The organism is uncultured Paraglaciecola sp. (genome assembly GCF_937123705.1).
GTDB lineage: Bacteria > Pseudomonadota > Gammaproteobacteria > Enterobacterales > Alteromonadaceae > Paraglaciecola.
In genome coordinates this window covers 25,464-45,927 of sequence record NZ_CAKZKO010000023.1, presented here as the reverse complement: position 1 = coordinate 45,927, position 20,464 = coordinate 25,464, and the positions used below count along the sequence as shown (strand labels likewise).

Sequence of the window (20,464 nt, the reverse complement as noted above, 5' to 3'; positions counted from 1 at the left end):
ACTTTTTGATAGTGTCAGATTATCGCCAAGCTGCATCCGTAGCAAATCGATCAATTATAACTAAAAACACATATCAGGGAGTTTTCCATGGGAAAAATCACATTTAGAAAAAGCATAACGGCATTGGCCGTTGTGGCGTCTTTGGGCATGTCTGTTGCTGCATTCGCGGCCGACACGGGTGGCCTAAAAATTAGAGTAACAGATTCAAGTGGCAGCCCAGTAGCGGGGGCCACAGTATTGGTTAAAACGCCAGACAGTTTAACTAGTAAAGAAGCGGTATCCGATGCTGAGGGTAATGTGCGTTTGGTGGGATTAGATCCCTCAAACAAATATGAAGTGGCTATTGAAGGCGCAGGATATAGTCCCTTTGTTGCCGACAACGTACGAGTAGTAACAGGTAAAAGCCTTAACTTAAATTATGTTGTTTACAGTGGCGATATGGAAACCATTGAAGTGTCGGCTCGTCAAATAGCGGCATTAGACACCACTTCTTCTTCAGTTGGTTTAGATATAACCTTGGATATGACCGAGTCTTTACCCACTCAGCGTAGTTACCAAAGTTACTTGCAGTTAGTACCAGGTGTTAAACCTAGTGCAGGAAACAACCCTTCATCAAAGTCAGGTGTTAACTATTCTGATATTCCCGATCCTAAAACGGGCAGTGCCGGTAGTTCCTCTGACAATGTGTATTACATAGATGGTGTAAACGTTACCGATAACTCAACAGGTACATTTGGTGCCAACTTTAACTCTGAAATTATCCAAGAACAGCAGATTATCACTGGTGGTGTGGCTGCTAAGTATGCCGGTGGTGCGGGACTTGTATCGCGAGTAACAACCAAGTCAGGTAGTAATGAGTTTCATGGCTCTGTTAATTACTATATGCAGAACGATAGCCTAGTAGGTGATTACAAAAGTGACAGCATCAGTGAAACAGGCTTTAAAAACTTTGATACTGCTGTGACATTTGGCGGTCCTATCATTAAAGATAAGTTATGGTTTTTTACTTCCTATCAGATTAAAAATGAAAAATCTGATGTGGCAGATCCAGAAACGGGTCAAGTGTCGCGTTCTGTAGAAAGAGAAGAAAAACTAGGTTTTGCTAAATTGACGTGGCAAGCAACAGATGATGATCGTTTGACCTTAACGTATTTTAACGACCCTACAGAAATTAGCGGTTCTGACGATTTTAATCGTTTAAATAACCGTGATCGCGCTAGAAATCAAGGAGGGGATAACTTCAAAGTTGATTATGTTCATTCTTGGGATGACGTGATTTTATCCGCTGGCTATATGGATCATGAAGGTGAGTTAAGTGATATAGCAGCAGATCAATCTACCCGAAATGACGTAGCATTCTTTGGTGGCAATCCTTCTCAATCACAACAAGATACCGGTGGTTTAGGTGCAGATACCTTGCGCTTTAGAAATAAACAAGGTGCTTATATTAATCTTGAATATTTCTTATATACAGACTTTGGTGATCACACCATTGAGTTTGGGTATGAGAACGAAACCAACGAAAATATCAGTAACTCGGTATATAGCGGTGAAGGCGCTCAATATACCTCTATTGCCAGCCAAAATTCTGGCGTAACACTTGATGAATATACAGCTGGTGGCTGGACAGGTGCCAGAGATGTAGCCACGGCAGATTACGAACGTATCATCGAAGCCATGGGCAACAGTGGTGAAGGCGCTTATTATGTTGGCTTGCTTGATACTGACTCTGATGGCGTGATCAGCAATGCGGAATTGGGAGCCCTAACCTTCAATAGTTCTGCAGGCAACCCTGGTGGTCAAATTAATAACTACCGTATCGTACAAACTCAACAGGCCGAGTCTAAAATGGAAACCAAAGGTCAAGTTTTGTATGCTCAAGACAGCTGGACCTTGGACAACTTAACTGTGATTGGTGGTGTGCGCGCCGAGAAGTGGGAGCATTATGCCTCTACTGGTGCCAAGATCTTTACCTTCGATTGGGAATATGCACCTCGTTTAAGTGTGGTGTATGACATCCATGGTGACGGTGAAAGCAAGGTGTGGGGCTTTACTGGGCGTTATTATGATCCAGTAAGAACCAATATGACCAGCTTCGCAGGTAACTTGACCGGATCTGTACGGGAAGAACAAATCTTTGTTGAAGACCGTTGGTTAACTTTCCGCGAGCGTGGTGGTGTAGGCACTCAAGATGCGTTCTTCTCGCCGTCTACTAAAACACCTTATACCGACGAACTTATGTTTGGTTATTCACAAAACCTAACCGATGACATTAGTATCACTGGAACCTATACCAAACGTGAAACCAAGAATATCTTAGAAGACTATGATTTAGGTCTATATGATGAAGAAGGTGATTACGCAGGCTCTTGGTTGGAATTGCCTTTGGAATACTTTGGCTATACCGAACGTCCAGCGTCAAACTATGTCATTGGTACCTTAGCCGGCGGTATTCGTAAATATCAAGGCTATGAATTATCGTTACGTAAACACCGTGCCAATGATAACTGGCAGTTGTTAGCATCTTTGACCCATAACAAGGCCGAGGGTAATTCTAACTCTGATAGTAATGCCGATTATCAAGGTGATTGGAGTGTACTCGACCCACGTGCGCCTAATCAATACGGCAATCAGCCCGGAAACATCAAGAATCAGTTTAAGGCTGCTGGAACCTACTTCTTTGATAATGGAATTGAAGTCGGCGCTGTTTACAACTGGAATTCAGGTGTTGCCTACAGCGAGACGCAATTAATTGGTGGTCGTCATTTACCTATTATGGATGCAGCTTATGATTACAATGGATTTGTTGACACATGGATTAGCGAAGGTGCGGTCGGCTCGCATACCACACCTTCTTACGGTGTGTTGGATCTGCGGGTTAAATACTCTATGGAGTTCAACGATACCTATAAAGCCGAATTTTTCTTAGATGTATTTAATGCTCTGGATAACCAAGCGGTAATTCGTGAACAAGACTTGTATGCAGGTGGTGGTGAATTTGCCTTTGGTGAAGCTATGGGGTGGGTTGAACCACGTCGTTTCTACCTAGGTGCGCGTTTGTCATTCTAAGCTCAACTCTAATGTAATTAGGGGGACAAACCTGTGTTTGTCCGCTTTTTTGTTTTTATGGATAGTGCCTGGGTATGACAAAAACTCAAAATTGTGGTGTTCGTCCCACCAAGTGCACGATTCAACACATTTGGGTTTAATTTCACATCGATGGATTTACACTAACCATGTCGGAGTAGTGACCGATGAATATATGTTTCACAGAATTTCAAAAAAGCATGTATTGATTCCTGGATTGAGAAAGGGCTGAAGCTAGAAAGCGCAGCCCTTTTTTTTGTCTTTAAAACACTTTGTTACAGCTGATAACCATTTATCTTGTATTTCCGCACTTGGTCTCAGAATCTTTCGCCGTTCATCCTGTTACTTGTATATTTTATCCCACGCATAAATAGGATAACGCTTATGCACCACTGCATAGTAATAGATGATGAGAGCTTAGCTAGGGAAAGAATCTCTAGTTTTGTAGAACAACAAGAAGATTGGCAAGTAGATGGGCAGTCCGGTGAGTACAAAGATGCGGAAAACCTATTGTTAAAATATCGACCAGATGTTTGTTTTATGGATATTAACATTATTGGCGGTAGTGGCATTGAACTAGCCAGACAGCTTGCTAATAGTATTCAGTGCCATTGGGTGTTTACAACTGCTTCTAGTGAGTATGCACTGCAAGCATTCGATCTTGAAGCCACAGATTATTTACTTAAACCATTTGAAAACAGTCGCTTGGTGAGTGTTTTACAAAAGATTGAGAAAAATAAAAAGCAAACCATCAAACACTATAAAAACGTACTGGCAGTGAAATCGGTGGGCGCCGTAGAGTTTATCAATGTCGAGGATATTATCTGGATCAAAGGATCGGCCAATTACGTAGAGCTGCATTGTAAACACCGTATGTTACTCCACAGAGAAACACTGGCCAAATTAGAAACACAGCTCGATCCTCAGAAGTTTTTTCGTGTGCATCGCTCAGCTATGGTGAATGTAGACAGTATCAGCTCTTTGAGCAGTGAACTGGGGCGTTTTTCGTTGTTGCACTTGAATAATGGTGATGAAGTCAAAATTGGTAAGGGCCATAAAACCGCACTTTTTGAATTTTTAGGTTTGGATACCTAGTTTATGTATTTTGGATTGGATTTTTAAGTGATGGGCACCGCAGAAAAAGTTATCGCCAATAAAGACAAACCCTCATTTTGGTTCTTGCACACTCTAGGTTGGATGACCTATGTCTTGATTTTTACAGTAGACAATGTGTTTTTCTATCGTGATTTTAACAAGCTTGGATTTGAAGTGTTTTTTCCTTTGGTATTGGCGGGCATATTCGCAGCTTTGCTAACCTTGCCTTTACGGTATATTTATCGGCGATGTTGGGGATTGCCTTCTGGCTGGTTAATTGCCGCTATCATGTTTTGTAGTCTGGTGGTTTCTTGCATTTGGACGCCGTTAAAAAATATTGCCATGTGGTACTTCTACGAAAATTTTGATGTGCTTGGGTTTATATCAGGCAATATTGCTGATGACTTTAAGTGGTATATGTTGCTTATGTCGATCAGTTATGCCTTTTTTATGATTTTTGTGTGGAGCACTTTGTACTTTGGTATTAATTATCATTTTCGTCTAATCAACGAAAAAATGCTTAACATAGAAGCCGTCCGCCTTTCGCATATTGCGCAAATTAAGATGCTGCGTTATCAGATTAACCCTCACTTTTTATTCAATACTCTCAATGCCGTATCGACCTTAGTGGTAAGAGGAAGTAAAGATAGGGCAAATAGTATGTTGATCAAGCTATCCAATTTTTTACGCTTTTCTTTAGACAACGACCCTGAAAAAAAAATCTGTTTATATGAAGAGTTAAAAGCGCTGATGTTGTACTTGGAAATTGAGAAAACCCGATTCGACGATAGATTAACGGTGAAGTTTGAAATTGAACCTCAAACGGAAGCTTTGCTCGTACCTAGCTTATTGTTGCAACCTTTAGTTGAGAACTCAATCAAGCACGCTATAGCGCAGATGACCCAAGGAGGCCAGATTTGTTTGACTGCGAAGTGCCAAGACGGTTATTTGTACTTAGAGGTGGCGGATAATGGGCCCGCTCAAGGCAATAATTGTTACGAATCTAGCTCTGATACATATAGGCAAACGTCGTCTAGCCATACAGGTGTTGGCGTAAAAAATATTGTCGATCGACTTAATGTGTTATACCCCAACAACCATAGCTTTAAAATTGTACGAGGGTTATCGAAGGGATATCGAGTGAAAATTTCTATACCAATGGAATCACTATGAATCGTCAATTGCGGGTGATTATTGTGGATGATGAGCGTTTAGCCAGAGAAGGCTTATTACTCAAGATACACCAAGATGAAAGGTTTAAAGTGGTAGCACAATGTGCATCTGCGACTCAAGCACTCGAGTCGATTGACCAGTATCATCCAGACATTGCATTTTTAGATATCGAAATGCCCGGATTAAGTGGTCTTGAACTAGCCGAACAGTTATCAAAAGACACCATGCCTGTTCCTAAAGTGGTGTTTGTAACGGCATTTAAAGAATTCGCCTTCAATGCCTTTGAATTTTACGCTTTTGACTATTTGCTAAAGCCTTTTTCAGACGACAGGCTAGCCAGCTGTTTAAATAAACTAGTGGCATCTTTTTTTGCAAGTGATGTTGTGCTGCAGCACCATAAATTGGATGAATTACTCAGTCGCAAAACAGGTAATTCCATCGACGGCTTTATTCGCAATCTTGAAGTAACCAGCGGTGGCTCAATGAGCGAGCTGCAACGCACAGTATCAATGAAAAGTGGCTCAGAATGGATCAGAGTGAAGCTTGATGACATTACATGGATTGAAGCTGCAGGTGATTACATGTGTGTTCACACATCCGATGGCACCCACATTATACGAAAAACCCTTAAGCAATTTGAACAGGAACTCGAACCTAGCTTATTTCCAAAAGTTAACCGTTCAGCAATGATCAACTTGAGTAAACTAACAAGATTGACACCCAATTCAAACGGTGAATATATGGCGCAGCTTACATCGGGCGACAGTGTCAAGGTCAGCCGTAAATACAAGTTTAAATTGGAAGAACTAAGAAAAAACAGCCCCTAGTAAAAAAACATAGATTTATGCTTTGTTTTAAAGCCAAACTTGAAATTCTCTGTTATAACCTCAAGATCTACTCCACATATATTCGCTCGTCATTTACAGTGTTGTTAAAACTCTGTCTAAGGAACAATCTTGACTATTAAACTTGGCATAGTGATGGATCCCATTGCGGCCATCAATATCAAAAAAGACACCAGTTTTGCTATGCTGCTCGACGCACAAAGCCGAGGATACGAACTGTTTTATATAGAAATGGGCGATTTGTATTTGCAAAATGGACACCCCATGGCGCGCATGGCCAGTTTGAATGTTGAGTCAAATGCCGATAATTGGTTTTCGTTAGGTGCTGAGTTGCATCAAGGTTTAGCAGAGCTAGATGTGATCTTGATGCGTAAAGATCCGCCAGTAGACAATGAGTTTATCTATGCCACCCACATGTTTGAATTGGCTGAACAAGCCGGTACTTTAGTGGTCAATAAGGCACAAAGTTTGCGAGACTTTAACGAGAAGTTATTTACCTCTTGGTTTCCCGATTTAGTGGCAGATACCTTAGTAACACGAGACGCCACATTAATTAGGGAATTTCACAAAAAACACCAAGATATTATATGCAAGCCATTAGACGGCATGGGTGGCACCTCTATTTTTAGAGTCAAAGAAGACGGCAATAACTTAGGGGTAATAATTGAAACGCTTACCGAGTTAGGCAGCCGTTATGCCATGTTTCAGAAGTTTTTACCTGAAATTAAAGATGGCGACAAACGTATTCTGATTGTAGATGGTCAAGTCGTGCCTTATGCGCTGGCGCGTTTACCTACTAAAGGCGAAAACCGCGGTAATTTGGCGGCAGGCGGCACTGGCAGACCACAACCTTTGTCAGCATCAGACTTAAAAATTGCTGAAACTATCGCCCCCCTTTTAGTAGAAAAAGGCCTGATATTTGTAGGTTTAGATGTAATAGGTGATAGAGTCACTGAAATCAATGTCACTAGTCCCACCTGTGTACGGGAAATCGAAGCAGCTTATGATGTGAATATAACCGGCATGTTATTTGACGCCATAGAGAAACGTTTAGTGGCGAGTAAAGGAGCCTGAACTCAAAGATGCAAAGTTTGCAAAACTACCTACTTATCGCGTCTCCCAGTATGGAAGATCCCTATTTTGAACGTACTGTCACCTATATCTGTGAGCATAACGAGCATGGCGCTATGGGACTTATTATCAATCAACCCGTAGGCATGAAACTGAAAGAATTGGTTGCTCAAGTTGACGACAAGGCAGAAGTGATTGACGAAAAGGCCGAAGATATTGTTTTGGCTGGTGGCCCAGTCAGTCAAGATCGTGGTTTTATTTTGCATAGTTCGCAGCCCGGTTGGACTTCAAGTTTAACCATGACGCCAGATGTGATGGTTACCACATCGAAAGATATTATTTCATCACTAGGCAATAACAAGGCCCCTACTAAATCTCTTGTTATGCTTGGCTATGCGGGTTGGACTGCAGGGCAATTAGAACAAGAAATTCAAACCAGTTCTTGGCTTATGGTCGAAGCGGATCTCGATATATTATTCGACACCCCTATCCACAAAAAATGGGAAACAGCGGTGCAACGTTTAGGCATAGATGTATGGCAGTTAGGCCCAGATGTAGGGCATGCCTAATGAAAACTCAGTTTAGTGACGTTTGTTAAGTGACTGCTCAAGGCCAACGTACCATCTTAGCCTTTGACTTTGGTACTAAAAGTATCGGCGTGGCAGTAGGGCAAGAAATCACAGGCACAGCTTCTCCTCTTGATGCGCTAAAGGCCGTTGATGGTATTCCCAATTGGGAGCAAGTCGCTAAATTGTTTGCCGAATGGTCCCCGCACTTAGCAGTAGTTGGTTTGCCACTGAATATGGATGGTAGTCAACAACAAGTCACTTTTTCAGCCAAAAAGTTCGCCAACCGCCTTAATGCCAAGTATAAAATCGCCGTTGAAACCTGCGATGAGCGACTCACTACAGTAGATGCAAAAGCCCGTTTGTTTGAACTAGGCGGCTATAAAAAACTCGATAAACAAAAAATCGACAGCGTCTCAGCTTGTTTGATTTTTGAAAGCTGGATTGAAGGGCAGTATTAAAAGCAAAGAACAGCTTTAGGTAGCAGGCATCTAGTGACTAGCATCGAGCAAAAAGACATAGACAAACAAATTTGAACCACAGAGAACACCGAGCGCTTCGCTGCACAGAGGAAACGAAGGGTAAAGATCAGAATTGCCTTTTACATTGCTTTTCTCTGTGTACTCTGTGGTTCCAAATTCTTTTAACAGCGATTTAAGCCCAGAGAAAACCTAGTGATCCCCGAGATCACCTAGTCATCCCCGAGATCTTTTGATCGGGGACCCAGCGCCTTTAGCAGCTACATTTTTAGAGCATTATTATCGAAAAATTTACGCACTTCGCTCAAAGTCACTGGATCTTCCCGCCTGTGCGGGGATGATGCTTTTTTATTTTTTCAATCGAATATTGGTTATAGCCACAGGCTCTGCCAGTATTTGGCCTGTCACGTAGTCGTCTTCTACTTGTTGTGCTTTGCGGATTTGATGGATTTTTTTTACGATATCCATACCTTTAGTGACGCGACCAAATGCGGCGAAACCTTGGCCGTCTGGGTTGCGTTTTCCGCCAAAATCCAATGATGGCTGCGCACCGATAACAATAAAAAATTCAGAGGTAGCAGTATTGGGCTCACCCCTTGCCATAGATAACACGCCATCTAAGTGTTTAATACCTGTTTGTTTTGTGGTTTCTAGTTGTATCGCAGCAAAGTCTCTAAAAGTCTTATTAGATCCGCCTTGAACTACTTCAATTTTTGGAAAGCCATTATCATTATCTAAACGCACTACCCGATAAAATTGTCCATTTTTAAATGCTCCCGCTTTGATATATCGAATAAAATTCGCAACAGTATTAGGCGCATCATCCCCATTCAGCTCGATTTCGATTGGACCTAAATGAGTATTAATTGTTGCCTGTTGAACTAAGGCATGAGGTAAAATTTCCTCCGCCATTAAAGAAAGATGCACAAAAATATTAAAGCCAATTATTAGTGGTAATGCGTATAAAAGGCGGTTTTTTGTTGTTTTCATGTAAATGACTCTTATCTAGTCGCTATTATCTCCATTCTGGCAGACAAATTTTATGAGGTATACACGAGTGTTGTTTGGTTTGAGTGAATCAAACTAGAAATTAAATAACAATTTGTGGATAAAAAGTAAATAGCAGTGCTAAAGTCAAAGGTGATCATAACTTAATAGGTTGAAACTTAGTCTCAATAAGTGGCCATATGGCCTGTTTTCCTAACGAGATAGCTACCTATATTTTAGGGTACATTTGCAGGGAACTATTATGAATAAATTTTTTAAAATATTAATTGTATGTTGTTTGGTAACGTCATTTGTTACTCAGGCAAAACTAATAAGAGGGGGCGGCCGAGGTTCAGAAACATCAACATCCCCAAACAGTTATTACCTAATTGATGATTCTTGGGTGGTGCTTAATCCAAACGGCTCCCCCACGTTAGACGGCTATACCTACAATGACGCCTTCAGTGCTTCACCTAGAAAAAGCACCACATCGGGCAAATATGATCTTTTAGTGGTGCCTTTTGATGGTTGTGCTGAAGAATATACTTACGATACGTACGAAGGGGTGCCTCCAGAGTTTTTACCAGACTGGGGTGGCTGTACTTGGGAATTCACAGAAAACGAACGTTTATTTGTATATGGTGATTTTCCATTGTATTTAGAAAACGCTTTTGACTACGAGGTAGTGTTTACTATTACTAATGATAGTGGTGATAGATGGGATATATCTGGCAATGATACCTATGTTGATACTAGTGGAGGCACAGTATTGGAAGATGGCGGTGAAACAAACACTGGCATGGTCATTTTAGATGCCCAGCGCCCAGCAAACTTAGGGCCAGGTGAGTACAAGATCACAGTATCTGTAGAGATGTTTTCAGGCCCCAATAAGACATTTTTTCACTATCAAGATGAAAACTCTGGTTTAAATGTTGATTGTGTTCCCACAGCAGGCCCAGATGACTTTTGTTTTGTTTCCAGTGGGTTAAATGCCAGCGATACTCTAAGTTTTAGTGCTGATTTTTCTGAAACATTTCGTATTGTGGTTGATTCGCCCAACTCTGTTTCTTTATGCGTTAGTGCCATGTTGTTAATATTTTATCGCCGTAGAAAGTGCCAAAACGCATTCAAGTGAATCAGAATATTTTATATAAAGGCGTTAATTCTTAAATAACCTGAGCTCGGGACAAGAAACGCCTGTAAGTAGCGCTATTTTTACCCCTATCTTCGTTGTTCATCATGAGTTTAGAATGACTAAACAACATAATGAACGCCTCGATATGAATAAAAATGTCGCTACTTACCCTTAAATTAAGCAATCATATCTCATCAATGTTGCATAACCATTTGAAATATCAACAAAAATTAAAAGTTGTCGACATTTCTTATTCCGAGTTCAGGTTAAATAGAGTTAATGCCTTTTTTCTTTGGCTGGTTAAATCACTATTGATAATAGCCACTTGTTTTTGAAATTCAGGAGAATCTGCAATAGTAGACAATAGAGGATCCTTTTCAGTCCACCAGTCTCGCCAACCATGTTCAATAGCAATTGAAAATTGTTGTAATGATTCGGGAACATTACTTTTTAGTGCGTAAATTCGCGCACCCAAATAATTGATTTCACTTTGTTTAATAGCGCTTTGTACGCTTTGTTGAAACTTCAAATCACATTCATCAATTAGCTTATTTGCTTGCGGTATCAGGTTCTTTTTTTTGTAAGCCCAAGCGATTTCTATTGCCGGGCTACAGTAGGGCATATCAAACTTATCGCTTTCGGGTATTAAGTGGTCAGCTTGTATTAACAACTCTATTGCTTGGTTGCTATTTCCTGTTTGCATATAATAAATAGCGGCTTCAAACTTTAACCAAGGATCATCAGGCGCTGCACTCATCTGAAAATGCATTTCATCAAATAATTTTTGATATTTTTGCTCGAGTAACAATAGCGTTGTTTTATAGGTGGCGTCTGTCATAAAACGCTTAAATTGCTCTGGCATTTTTAATGCGAGCAAACAGGCTAATACCTTCTCTTTGAACACTTCGTTTTCGGGAGACATTTCAGCAGATAGCCGCCAATATTTTAAGCTCGAAACATAGTCACCTTTGCTATATGCAACATCAGCAAGCCCCACGTACCCCAGAGGCGACTCGGGATATTCTTGCACCAGCTTTTCGAAAAACTGGTTGGCCTTAGTAAAGTTGCGCCGCTCTGAATATTTAAAGCCAAGATTGTGGATGATTGCCAAAGAAAGCGGGTCTATCTGAAAAGCTAATTTAAGCTCCTGTAGTGATTCATCATGTCTTTGCAAATCTTTCAAAGCCAAGGATTTCCAAACTCTAGCGATAGCCAGATTAGGGTTGAGCGTTATGGCCTTATCAAAAAAAGTAAGTGACTCCGCTGGGTTATTCAACATAAACGGAATATAGCCATACAAAGCAAATGCCATGGGTAACTCTGGTTGTCTAACAATGGCTTTATCTAAATGCTGCTTGGCAAGCGTCGCAGCAATGTCCACTTTTAGCACACCAAAACGCTCGGGTCCTTCGGCTAATAAAACAATAGTATCTGCTAAGGCCACATAAGCCTGTGCATACTCAGGGTCAAGCCCTAAAGCCTGTTCAAAGAGCTTACGGGCTTGTTTCATGGATTCGGTGGTTTGTTGGCGATATTGCTCACGTCCTTTTAAATATAAAACGTAAGCATCAACACTTTTACTTGCAGCGGGATTCGTAAGGGTGCCCGATTCAATATAGGTATCTTGTAGCAGGTTTACGGTAGAGCGGGCGATTTCTGTTTCAACTGAAAAAATATCTTCAAACTTGCGGGCAAAGCTTTCTGTCCACAACACTGCACCATCTTCTGCATTAATCAATTCGACTATGACTTTTAGCTGATCCCCGGTCTTGCGCACGCTGCCGGTTAAGATAGTTTGTACCGCTAAGCGGCGGGCTATAGTAACGGCATCAAGGCCTTTTTCACTTAATATCGACGTTGAACTCGATGCTGAGACTTTAAGGCCGTCGATACGCCCCAATAAACTCGTAATTTCTTCGGCTAGTCCTTGAGCTAAAAATCCTTGGTCTTGATCCGGGCTGTTATCTTTAAAGGGTAATACCGCAATAGAATTTGCCTTGATATTTTGCTTTAGTCCATCTTGGGTTTTGGCTAATTCAACTTTTACTTCGTGAAAATATTGATAACCAAAACTTCCAGAGCCCAATGAAATCAAAATCAGAACAGTCCATCGCACTAAGCCAAATGCTCTTGTTTCACCGCTCTCTTTGTCTGCAATAGGGACTAATCCTTGCAAGGTAAAGTCAAAGTACCAAGACAAATACAACATAACTGGGATACCCGCAAAAAGTACCACGGCAAAAAATGTGCTCACCAGTGGATGCCAATGCAGCATGGGGGCGACAACAGACACTATCTGTAATAACAACCACACAAACCCTAAATAAGGAATAAAGGTTTGAATAACATGACGTCGATTGATTTCGGCTAAAATTTTTGACACGTTGATTTTCGCCCTTTTCATAGATGAATAAGCAATTAAACCTTGTTTTCAGTTTCTTGAGACTGCAACACTAAGATAGTACCCCGTTTTTTATTGATGTTAAGTGTTTACTGGAATTTAATCATGCGCAGCCTTATTGTTTTCGTTTTTATGAAAAAGCACCTGCCAGAGCTTGCTTCTGCTATAAAGCGCCCTTATTTATAGGGTATATTGATTTTCTGAAATTCTATTTCCCCCTTTAAAAGGACAGTTATGCCTGGGTTACTCCGCATTATTCTGATTAATTGTCACCTTCCTGGTTTTGTTGAACTTGATGTCTCGGGCCACAGTAATATTTGCGGCACCAATGCCTCGGGTAAAACTACTTTACAACGCTTGATCCCAGTTTTTTATGGCGAGCTACCTAGTAAAGTGGTGCCTAAAACTCGCAAAAAATTTGATGAATTTTATCTGCCCCACGCTAATAGCTATTTGATTTACGAATATCAAACAGAAAACGGCCAGCACTGCCAAGTTGTGCTTACCCGTAAAGGTAACGAGGGCGTGCAATATCGCTTTGTAGAAGCGCTTTATCATAGAGAGCAAGTATTAGTCGATATCGAAGCGGGTAATGTGCAAGCCATGTTGCCTGAACAATGGATTAAACAGCTTAGGCAGTTGGGCATTGAGTTTTCACATAAAATTCAAGCCACCAGTGAGTTTCGCAACATTATACAAAATGATGTCAGCGTAGGCCGAGGGGCAGGGCGTGATAGCACTAAATTAAAACAACTTGCCAGTCGTTACAGCTTAGTGTCGAGCCAACATCGCATTAGGCACATGGAAAAATTAGTCAGTGCGGTGCATGCCAAAGAAGGCAAGATGGATACCTTGCGCACTATGCTTGCCGCTATTTTTGAAGAAGAAGGGTTAGTGCAACCTACCACCACAGTAAAAAATACCAAGGCGCGAGAATGGATCACCCAAATGCGCCAAACTATGCGTTTGCAGTCGATGCAAAACGAATATCAAAATATTCAAGGGCAAACCGAGCAACTTAACTTAATCGAAAACCAGTTGTTGCAACTCAAACCTGTGTTAGAAAAAGACTTACAGACCCTGACAACCCAAAAAGCAGATACCCAAGAACAGCGCAGTAAAATTAAGCAGCAACAAAGCAGCGAAAAAGACACTTTTGAACAGGCTGAAGGCACACTAAATAGCCGCATTAGCGAAACCACAGAAAACCTTAAAGCCAAGTCGTCAAGGTTAGATCATATTCAGCAGCAATACGAAAAATATCAAGACTCTGATGTAGAACAACTGCAAAAAGATATGGATGCGCTGCCCCTAAAACGGGAAGAATACGAACAAAATTTAGAGCAATATAACCTGCTAATAGAGCAGCATAAAGATTTGCAGAGTCAGCTTGATCAGCAAAAATTTAAACTGTCTGAGTCATTAGAGCGTTTGTCTCGCAAAAATCAGCAACAAGTTAAGAGCATGGCCGACAAAAAAGAAGCTATACGCCTGACTCACAGCGAAAAAGAAGACAACTTACGAGCCCAGTTTGAGCAGCGCAAAGAATCCCAAGCCCAAGAGTTTGACCAGCAACTACTGGATACCGAACGCAACATAGTGCGCCAAGAGCACCAAGCAAACCAAGCCGTACCCAGCGAACAAGAGTTAGAAAGTGGTGCCCTTGCCGATAAGCGGTTAGAGCTTGCCCAGCGGGCTTGGCAACAAAGTTCGAAAGCTAAAAAGCAAGGCGAAACCAGCTTGCAACAGCTTAAAAATACCCGTCAAGAAGCAGACCAAAACTTACATAAAGCCCGCCAAACCAGCCGCCAAGCCAAAGAGCGTTTGCAACAACTAAACAAGCAATTTGCACCCGAAAAAGACAGCCTACGGCAGTTTCTACGCGACAATAAACTTGGCTGGGAGCAAAGTATAGGTAAGTTAATAGACCAGCCTTTGCTCGATCGTAAAGATTTAGCCCCGCAACTTATGGACAACAACGACCATGAGTCAAGCAACAATCTGCTTGGTGTGCAACTCGATTTAAGTGTCATTGATGCGCCAGACTACGCCCAAGATGAAACCGCCTTAACTTTGTCTTTAGAGCAAGCTAAAAAGCATTTATTGGCCGCCGAAAAACAGCAAAAACAAGCCGAAGCCGAATTGGATGAATGCCATAAAAATGCCGAGTGTCAGCGAGAAAAGGTCACCGAGTTAAACCGTACTTTCGAGCAAGCCGAACAAGAGGTAAGCTACGCGCAAAGTGCCAAATTACGTTTTACCGATGAACTGAAAATATCACTGGATAAACGCAAGCAGCAAGCTAAGCAAGCGCTGCAACAATACTTAGATGAAAAGCAGCAAATACTGTTGCAGAAACAAAGTGCGATTGATCTATTAAAGTCTGATTTTGAAGAACAACTGCTTGAATTTAAGTCTGGCTGGCAAGGCGAGCTGGCGGTATTGGATGATCAAATCAACGAACTAGAGCAACAAGTTGAAAATAAACGCCAGCAAAACCGTGAACAAATTAAGCAACTTGAAGACGCCTTTAATCAAGAATTAGCCAACAAGGATATTGATCCTAATACCTTGCGAGCGCTTAAACAGCGCATTGAAACATTAAAAAACCAGCTGCAGTCCATTAGCGCCAGGCGTGATGAGCTAAACGAATATAAAAGTTTTATGCAAACCGACTGGTTACAACAACGCCCAGAATTGCTGGAGCAAGAAGCCGAATTAAAAGCCCTCGCCCAGCAATTGCAGCAGCAACAAAGCAGCTTACGTAGCCAATACCAAGCAAAACGCGGAGAATTATCCAAAGCGTTGACAGAAATTGAAAAAAGCCTAAGTAGTTTTGGCTCTTTAATAACAGAAATCGAACCTATGGTGCGGCAACTTGGGCATATCCGGTTTTATTTTAGTGCATCCGAGCAACAAGATATCAATCTTGGGGATCAGGCCGAACGCATTAACCGTTGTACCCAAGCGTTAGAAAGCCGCAACCGTGGTGAGAAAAAACTCAAAGAGTCGTTAACTGAGTTTGAAGCCACCTTAGGCAAAGATGCCGGCAAAGACTTTTTAGATACTATGCACCAAGCCTTTGCTGTATTAGATGAAGATGCCAACGTTCGTGAACGCCTACCTATCTTGCAGCGCTTGTTGAGTATTTTGGAGTCCCGTCAACGGCAGATTGTGGAACAGGGCGAAACCATAGGCGGCGACTTAAATAAATTCTTTACGGTATTTAGTGATATTAACCGTAAAATCGCCCAGCAAAGTAAACGTTTAACCGATGAAGTATCCGACGACTTAACCCTAGATGGCATCGCTCGCTCCGAAGTGAAAATTATCTCAACAGTAGACGAACTTAACTTTTGGACACCACTTAAGCGTTTTGCCCAGCAATACAATAAATGGCAATCATCGGAAGATTTTCTGCCAAGCGAGGCCTATTTAGATAACCTTGCCGATGTGGTTGAAGTGTTACCTAATGATGCCAACTACAGCATTGAGTCTTTGTTACGCTTGGAGCTACATCTAAATGAAGGCGGCTCAGACTTGGTGATCAAAAACGATCGCCAACTGCTTGAGTCCTCTAGCCATGGCATGGCCTATTTGATTTTGTGTAAGTTTTTATTGGCCTTTACCCGTTTGTTACGTAATCAAGCCGAAATCCATATTCATTGGCCCATTGATGAGATTGGCACTTTGGCTTATCACAACGTAGAAAAATTATTTAAAGCCTGTGGCACCAATCATATTCACATATTGGGGGCATTTCCTAACCCCGAATCAGATGTGTTGATGTTGTTTAAACATAGATACTTGATTGACAAACAAAAACAACAGTTAGAAAAAATAGAGCCGAAAATCAGCCGCATTGCCCAGCGTTTACAGCAAGGTAACACTTCACACGCCGAATCATCACAGGTGAAAGCATGATAGAACATGGTCCCTTATTAGAACGCCTACTCGAAGGTGAGTATATTTGTGCCATCAGCGACGAACATAGTTTTCATAAGTTGCAAAATGAAGAATTGGTTAACGACTTTAATCACTTTTTACGGCCCTTAAACAGGCGGGTGACGAAAAACGATGACGGTACTGTGTATTTTCTGGCCTATTGCGACTTAACTCAAAACGCCCGCCAGCATCTGAGCCAACAATTTTCCGCAACAGTTCAGTCTTTATTGCCTATGTTGGAATGGATGCAACTGGTGCAAGAAGCGCTGGGGCGAGATGGCGCACTGAGTTTAGGCGACACCATTAAGTTGCAAGACTTTGAGTCTAAAGTGGTCGATAACCAATCTTTGTTGCAGCGTTTAACTCAGCTGGCCCACGACAAGCTGTTTAAATCCAGCAGTGATAAGCCCGATATGCAGATCAAGCAAGTCTTTAAACGTATCAAAGAGTTAGGTTACTTACACCAGCCCCACAAAGACCGTTTGTTTTATATAGTTACTGGCAAAGTTGAGCAATTGATTGAATTGGTGCGTTTTATCAAAGACGAAGAAAATCTGCCCCTTGACGACAACACGCCCGAGCAAGAGGCGATGTTTTGAGTCAGCCATTAACGCCAAAAAGCACAGCTCAAAGTAACCCTCTGTTTGAACTTGGCAAAGAGCGCTTAGAGCTTATCGGCAAACACGCCGAAGCCTTGATGCAAGGGTATATAAAGGGCCAAGTGGATGAGTCTGAGTTTTCCCAACAAGGGTTACAAAAGTTGCTCGACAGCAGGGTGTTATTTTACCCCGATGAACAATCATTAAGCCTGCGCCCAATAGTCAACGAACTCATAGCCAGCCTGACCCAAGATGAGCGTAAACGGCAAATCAACTCAGATGTAGGCGAGCATCTCGACCAAATTCAAACTAGGGTGCAATCCTTACAAGCTGCCCGGCAAAAAGGTGATTTCGGAGCCAGCGAACACCAAATGCAATTGCTCAGTGAGCGCGTGTTAGATATGACTGGGCAGTTTGGCGACGCCATTGAAAGCCTGTGGCATAGACTCAATACCGAGTTTGGTTTTGTGAGCAGTTTAGATGACAAGATATTAGAAATTGAATTAGCCCAGCGCCAACTAAGGCGCATACTCGACGGTTTTAGTATTATCAATTTTGACGATCTTATTCAACTTGCCGGTAGCGATGGTGCATTGAGAAAATTACTGGTGAGTCAGCTGCAGGCCCGTATTTCTGAGCATTCTGGCTCCTTGTTAGAGGTGCAAAAACGCCTGGTTTTATTGATGTCGCGCTTTCGACAACAACAAGACAAAGCCTTGCTTATTAATCGTATGAGCGCTTTTTTGCGCCAGCATCCTAGTTTTCAAGTAGGTGATTATCCCAACCGCAGTCAAGTACCGGCTGTAATTAATCAAGCCCATGGCATTCATGCGCAAGCCTTTATCGCCTTAGACAGGCCCCAAGACAGTTACGCCTTAGCCGAACTTGCCCGCGCCATACCCAGAGAGCCTGAACAAGATTTGCAGGCTGATAAGCAAACTGAAGGTTTTTCAATGGCGCTGCAAAATTTGGTTGCTACCGAACAAAAGCAATTAGCCAAAGATGTGGAAGACTTCTTTTTGCAGGTGATAGACAGCCCTCAAGCCATTAGCGGCGTGGACTATTTAGCAGAAAAAGCCCTGCCTTGGGAGCCAGAAATGTGGTTATTCCAAATCGTGGCCGAATATGAAGGTATGCCCCAGCAAAATAAACAAAGTTTTATGCTTGAAAAAGACTCAGCACCACAAAGCCGCTTTAACCAACTGCATATTATACAAGACGTCACTGTTGGCATGGGCTTTTTTGGTGATTTTCAGGCGGCAGGGTAAACTGTCTTATGCTTGCTCATTTGTCTCCAAAGGCTAAACAGCTGTTAACAGAGCAACACGACCAGCTAATGCTTGACGCACTAACCACTACCACTAAAGTCGCTACAGTACAGCAGATAATTAGGTGGTGTGATCATGAGCATATCCAGCCTGGAAAGTGGATAGTCTTAGATAAAAAATACCGCTTTACTCGTGATGGTATCAGCAAAATCCAGCAAACCTACTTGATGATTATGCAAGAAGATATTTTTGACGACTTTAGTCAAGATAACCATCAAACTGCAGCCGCTAAAAGTGCTGATGAAAAGCTAGGAATAATAAAGCCAACACATCATATTATTTTGACTGCATTAACAAAAAATGCTTGCTTTGCAGGTTTCCAACAGGCGTTTTACCCAAACCAGCAAGTGAATCTAGAGTTAGACATCCGTGAATTGGATTTTGCTGTTTACGACTCACTCGTCATGATTGAGAACCGAGACAGCTTTAATGATTGGCATATGTTTGCATCGCAGATAAAAGCAGAACTAGGTAATGTGTTAGCCATTTACCGCGGCGACAGTCAGTATTCCGTTGCTGCGACTAAGGTGCTTCAGATGTGGCGAGAAACTCGACCACAGGGCAAGGCTATTTATTTTGGCGATTTTGATTTAGCAGGGCTAAGAATAGCCACATCTAGCCAATGTACTCATTTGTTGTTGCCCCAGTGGCGCTACTTAGAGTCGCGACTTGTTAGCCAACATTATACCGAGCAACAACAAAGGTTTTTGGAAGGATTAAAGCAAGACTGCCCAAGTGCATGGCGACCTTTGTTACAGCTTATGCATAACAATCGGGCAGGGTTAAGACAACAAAAGATGTATCAGGCACCATTAGTGCTTTACTAAATGGCCTTATTTAGGGCAGCGCCTTCATTGCTTGACTGTATTTATCTTGGCCTTTAATAACCCAAGAAGGGGTTGCGTCACCCGTACCAGCAAATATTAAAGAAGGGTGACGTTCCACCACCTCTTTAAGCGCATTGACTTGATGAGAGCCTACATCCACAAAAAAAACATGCTTGCCTTGTTTGAGTAATGCCTGAAAACGTTTAAATTGATAGTTAGGAATTTGAATACCTACTAAGCCTCCTTCCCAAGTGCAAAACCCTAAGACCACAACCGCCAAAAAGCCTGAAGGTAACCATCCAACTATGGATGTATGCCATTGCATCGCATAGGTTAACCCCAAAATAAAGGCTGCACCAATTAACCCCGCAACAGCACCTAACTGCGTGGATCGAACCACATCCTGCTTAAGCACTGCCTCAATAGCATGTAGATGATGCTTCTCTACTGCCGCATCATTTTCGCTTAATACATGTATTTGAGGTGTACTTAGTCCACTTTGCTCGAGTTCTTGTTCAATTGCCTGCAAGTCATTAAGGTCACTGCTTATATAATAATGTCTTAACATAATCATTCCCTCCAAAGGGTAGAATTTAACCTAGGTACAAACTGCTTTTGAATCCTTGTTAGTGTAGCAGCAATAGCAAAATACTGATCATTGCCCGTTACAAGAACTATACCAGTACAAAAATAAAGGAAGCGGCAAGGCCCAAAGCTACAAATCCCCCTCATGCCATTTCCGAATGCCTCACACGTCATATCCGAATGCCCACACGTCATTTCCGGAGCCCCACATGTCATTTCCGAATGCACCACATGTCATTTCCGAATGCTGTTATCGGAAATCTAGTGCCTTACCTTTTTTACGCCACTGCCCAACACTAACCTGATAAAGTCAGTTTAAATTATGTTTTTAACCTATTTGA

Annotated in this window: 15 protein-coding genes; 12 read left to right on the top strand and 3 right to left on the bottom strand. The window is 41.9% G+C overall.

All coding sequences use genetic code 11. The annotated features are described in order from the left end of the window. Nucleotides 1-87: 87 nt before the first annotated feature. The 7 genes from Q0688_RS03565 to ruvX all read left to right on the top strand — a co-directional run bounded on the left by Q0688_RS03565 (nt 88) and on the right by ruvX (nt 8,298). Nucleotides 88-3,069: a carboxypeptidase regulatory-like domain-containing protein gene (locus Q0688_RS03565; RefSeq protein ID WP_299073244.1), complete on the top strand. Its 2,982-nt coding sequence runs from the start codon at nt 88-90 to the stop codon at nt 3,067-3,069. A 402-nt stretch (nt 3,070-3,471) separates the two neighbouring features. Continuing rightward, nucleotides 3,472-4,182, top strand: coding sequence for a LytTR family DNA-binding domain-containing protein (locus Q0688_RS03560; protein ID WP_299073242.1), 711 nt, complete (start codon nt 3,472-3,474; stop codon nt 4,180-4,182). Between the two features lie 30 nt (nt 4,183-4,212). Beyond that, nucleotides 4,213-5,355 carry a sensor histidine kinase gene (locus Q0688_RS03555; protein WP_299073251.1) on the top strand — a complete coding sequence of 381 codons (1,143 nt, stop codon included), beginning with the start codon at nt 4,213-4,215 and terminating at the stop codon, nt 5,353-5,355. After that, nucleotides 5,352-6,182, top strand: a complete 831-nt coding sequence (locus Q0688_RS03550; RefSeq protein WP_299073240.1) for a LytTR family DNA-binding domain-containing protein — start codon at nt 5,352-5,354, stop codon at nt 6,180-6,182. Before Q0688_RS03555 ends, Q0688_RS03550 begins: the two co-directional genes overlap by 4 nt. Nucleotides 6,183-6,311: 129 nt before the next feature. Continuing rightward, nucleotides 6,312-7,274 carry a glutathione synthase gene (gene gshB, locus Q0688_RS03545; RefSeq protein WP_299073238.1) on the top strand — a complete coding sequence of 321 codons (963 nt, stop codon included), beginning with the start codon at nt 6,312-6,314 and terminating at the stop codon, nt 7,272-7,274. A gap of 8 nt (nt 7,275-7,282) precedes the next feature. Continuing rightward, nucleotides 7,283-7,840, top strand: coding sequence for a YqgE/AlgH family protein (locus tag Q0688_RS03540; protein WP_299073237.1), 558 nt, complete (start codon nt 7,283-7,285; stop codon nt 7,838-7,840). 29 nt (nt 7,841-7,869) lie between these two features. Further along, nucleotides 7,870-8,298 (top strand): Holliday junction resolvase RuvX, encoded by a 429-nt coding sequence (gene ruvX, locus Q0688_RS03535; RefSeq protein ID WP_299073236.1) that lies wholly within the window; start codon nt 7,870-7,872, stop codon nt 8,296-8,298. Between the two features lie 366 nt (nt 8,299-8,664). Here the strand turns inward: ruvX and Q0688_RS03530 are convergent, their stop codons facing one another. Next, nucleotides 8,665-9,306, bottom strand: a complete 642-nt coding sequence (locus Q0688_RS03530; RefSeq protein ID WP_299073234.1) for a peptidylprolyl isomerase — start codon at nt 9,304-9,306, stop codon at nt 8,665-8,667. 259 nt (nt 9,307-9,565) lie between these two features. Here Q0688_RS03530 and Q0688_RS03525 point away from each other — a divergent pair, with 259 nt between their 5' ends. Next, nucleotides 9,566-10,438, top strand: coding sequence for a hypothetical protein (locus Q0688_RS03525; RefSeq protein ID WP_299073232.1), 873 nt, complete (start codon nt 9,566-9,568; stop codon nt 10,436-10,438). Nucleotides 10,439-10,688: 250 nt separating this feature from the next. Here Q0688_RS03525 and Q0688_RS03520 read toward each other — a convergent pair whose 3' ends face one another. Next, complete coding sequence (locus Q0688_RS03520; protein WP_299073230.1) at nt 10,689-12,821, bottom strand: hypothetical protein; 2,133 nt, start codon at nt 12,819-12,821, stop codon at nt 10,689-10,691. Between the two features lie 252 nt (nt 12,822-13,073). On the opposite strand from Q0688_RS03520, the gene Q0688_RS03515 reads away from it, so the two are divergent. Genes Q0688_RS03515 through Q0688_RS03500 form a run of 4 tightly spaced genes read left to right on the top strand, consistent with a single transcriptional unit; the run spans nt 13,074 to nt 19,538 of the window. Next, nucleotides 13,074-16,763 (top strand): ATP-binding protein, encoded by a 3,690-nt coding sequence (locus Q0688_RS03515; RefSeq protein ID WP_299073228.1) that lies wholly within the window; start codon nt 13,074-13,076, stop codon nt 16,761-16,763. Continuing rightward, nucleotides 16,760-17,383, top strand: a complete 624-nt coding sequence (locus tag Q0688_RS03510) for a hypothetical protein (RefSeq protein ID WP_299073226.1) — start codon at nt 16,760-16,762, stop codon at nt 17,381-17,383. The genes Q0688_RS03515 and Q0688_RS03510 overlap by 4 nt, the downstream gene beginning before the upstream one ends. After that, on the top strand, nt 17,380-18,651 hold the full coding sequence (locus tag Q0688_RS03505) for a hypothetical protein (protein WP_299073225.1): 1,272 nt from the start codon (nt 17,380-17,382) through the stop codon (nt 18,649-18,651). Before Q0688_RS03510 ends, Q0688_RS03505 begins: the two co-directional genes overlap by 4 nt. Nucleotides 18,652-18,659: 8 nt before the next feature. After that, nucleotides 18,660-19,538 carry a hypothetical protein gene (locus Q0688_RS03500; RefSeq protein WP_299073224.1) on the top strand — a complete coding sequence of 293 codons (879 nt, stop codon included), beginning with the start codon at nt 18,660-18,662 and terminating at the stop codon, nt 19,536-19,538. A 10-nt stretch (nt 19,539-19,548) separates the two neighbouring features. On the opposite strand, the gene Q0688_RS03495 is transcribed toward Q0688_RS03500, so the two are convergent. Then, a complete protein-coding gene (locus Q0688_RS03495; RefSeq protein WP_299073223.1) occupies nt 19,549-20,106 on the bottom strand; it encodes an NAD/FAD-utilizing enzyme in 558 nt (185 codons plus the stop codon). Nucleotides 20,107-20,464: the final 358 nt, after the last annotated feature.

What these genes read in the sequence shown, in the direction of transcription:
- Q0688_RS03565 (WP_299073244.1), top strand. Translation starts at nt 88, where the DNA reads ATGGGAAAAATCACATTTAGAAAAAGCATAACGGCATTGGCCGTTGTG.
- Q0688_RS03560 (WP_299073242.1), top strand. Translation starts at nt 3,472, where the DNA reads ATGCACCACTGCATAGTAATAGATGATGAGAGCTTAGCTAGGGAAAGA.
- Q0688_RS03555 (WP_299073251.1), top strand. Translation starts at nt 4,213, where the DNA reads ATGGGCACCGCAGAAAAAGTTATCGCCAATAAAGACAAACCCTCATTT.
- Q0688_RS03550 (WP_299073240.1), top strand. Translation starts at nt 5,352, where the DNA reads ATGAATCGTCAATTGCGGGTGATTATTGTGGATGATGAGCGTTTAGCC.
- Q0688_RS03540 (WP_299073237.1), top strand. Translation starts at nt 7,283, where the DNA reads ATGCAAAGTTTGCAAAACTACCTACTTATCGCGTCTCCCAGTATGGAA.
- Q0688_RS03530 (WP_299073234.1), bottom strand. Translation starts at nt 9,306, where the DNA reads ATGAAAACAACAAAAAACCGCCTTTTATACGCATTACCACTAATAATT.
- Q0688_RS03525 (WP_299073232.1), top strand. Translation starts at nt 9,566, where the DNA reads ATGAATAAATTTTTTAAAATATTAATTGTATGTTGTTTGGTAACGTCA.
- Q0688_RS03515 (WP_299073228.1), top strand. Translation starts at nt 13,074, where the DNA reads ATGCCTGGGTTACTCCGCATTATTCTGATTAATTGTCACCTTCCTGGT.
- Q0688_RS03510 (WP_299073226.1), top strand. Translation starts at nt 16,760, where the DNA reads ATGATAGAACATGGTCCCTTATTAGAACGCCTACTCGAAGGTGAGTAT.
- Q0688_RS03500 (WP_299073224.1), top strand. Translation starts at nt 18,660, where the DNA reads ATGCTTGCTCATTTGTCTCCAAAGGCTAAACAGCTGTTAACAGAGCAA.
- Q0688_RS03495 (WP_299073223.1), bottom strand. Translation starts at nt 20,106, where the DNA reads ATGTTAAGACATTATTATATAAGCAGTGACCTTAATGACTTGCAGGCA.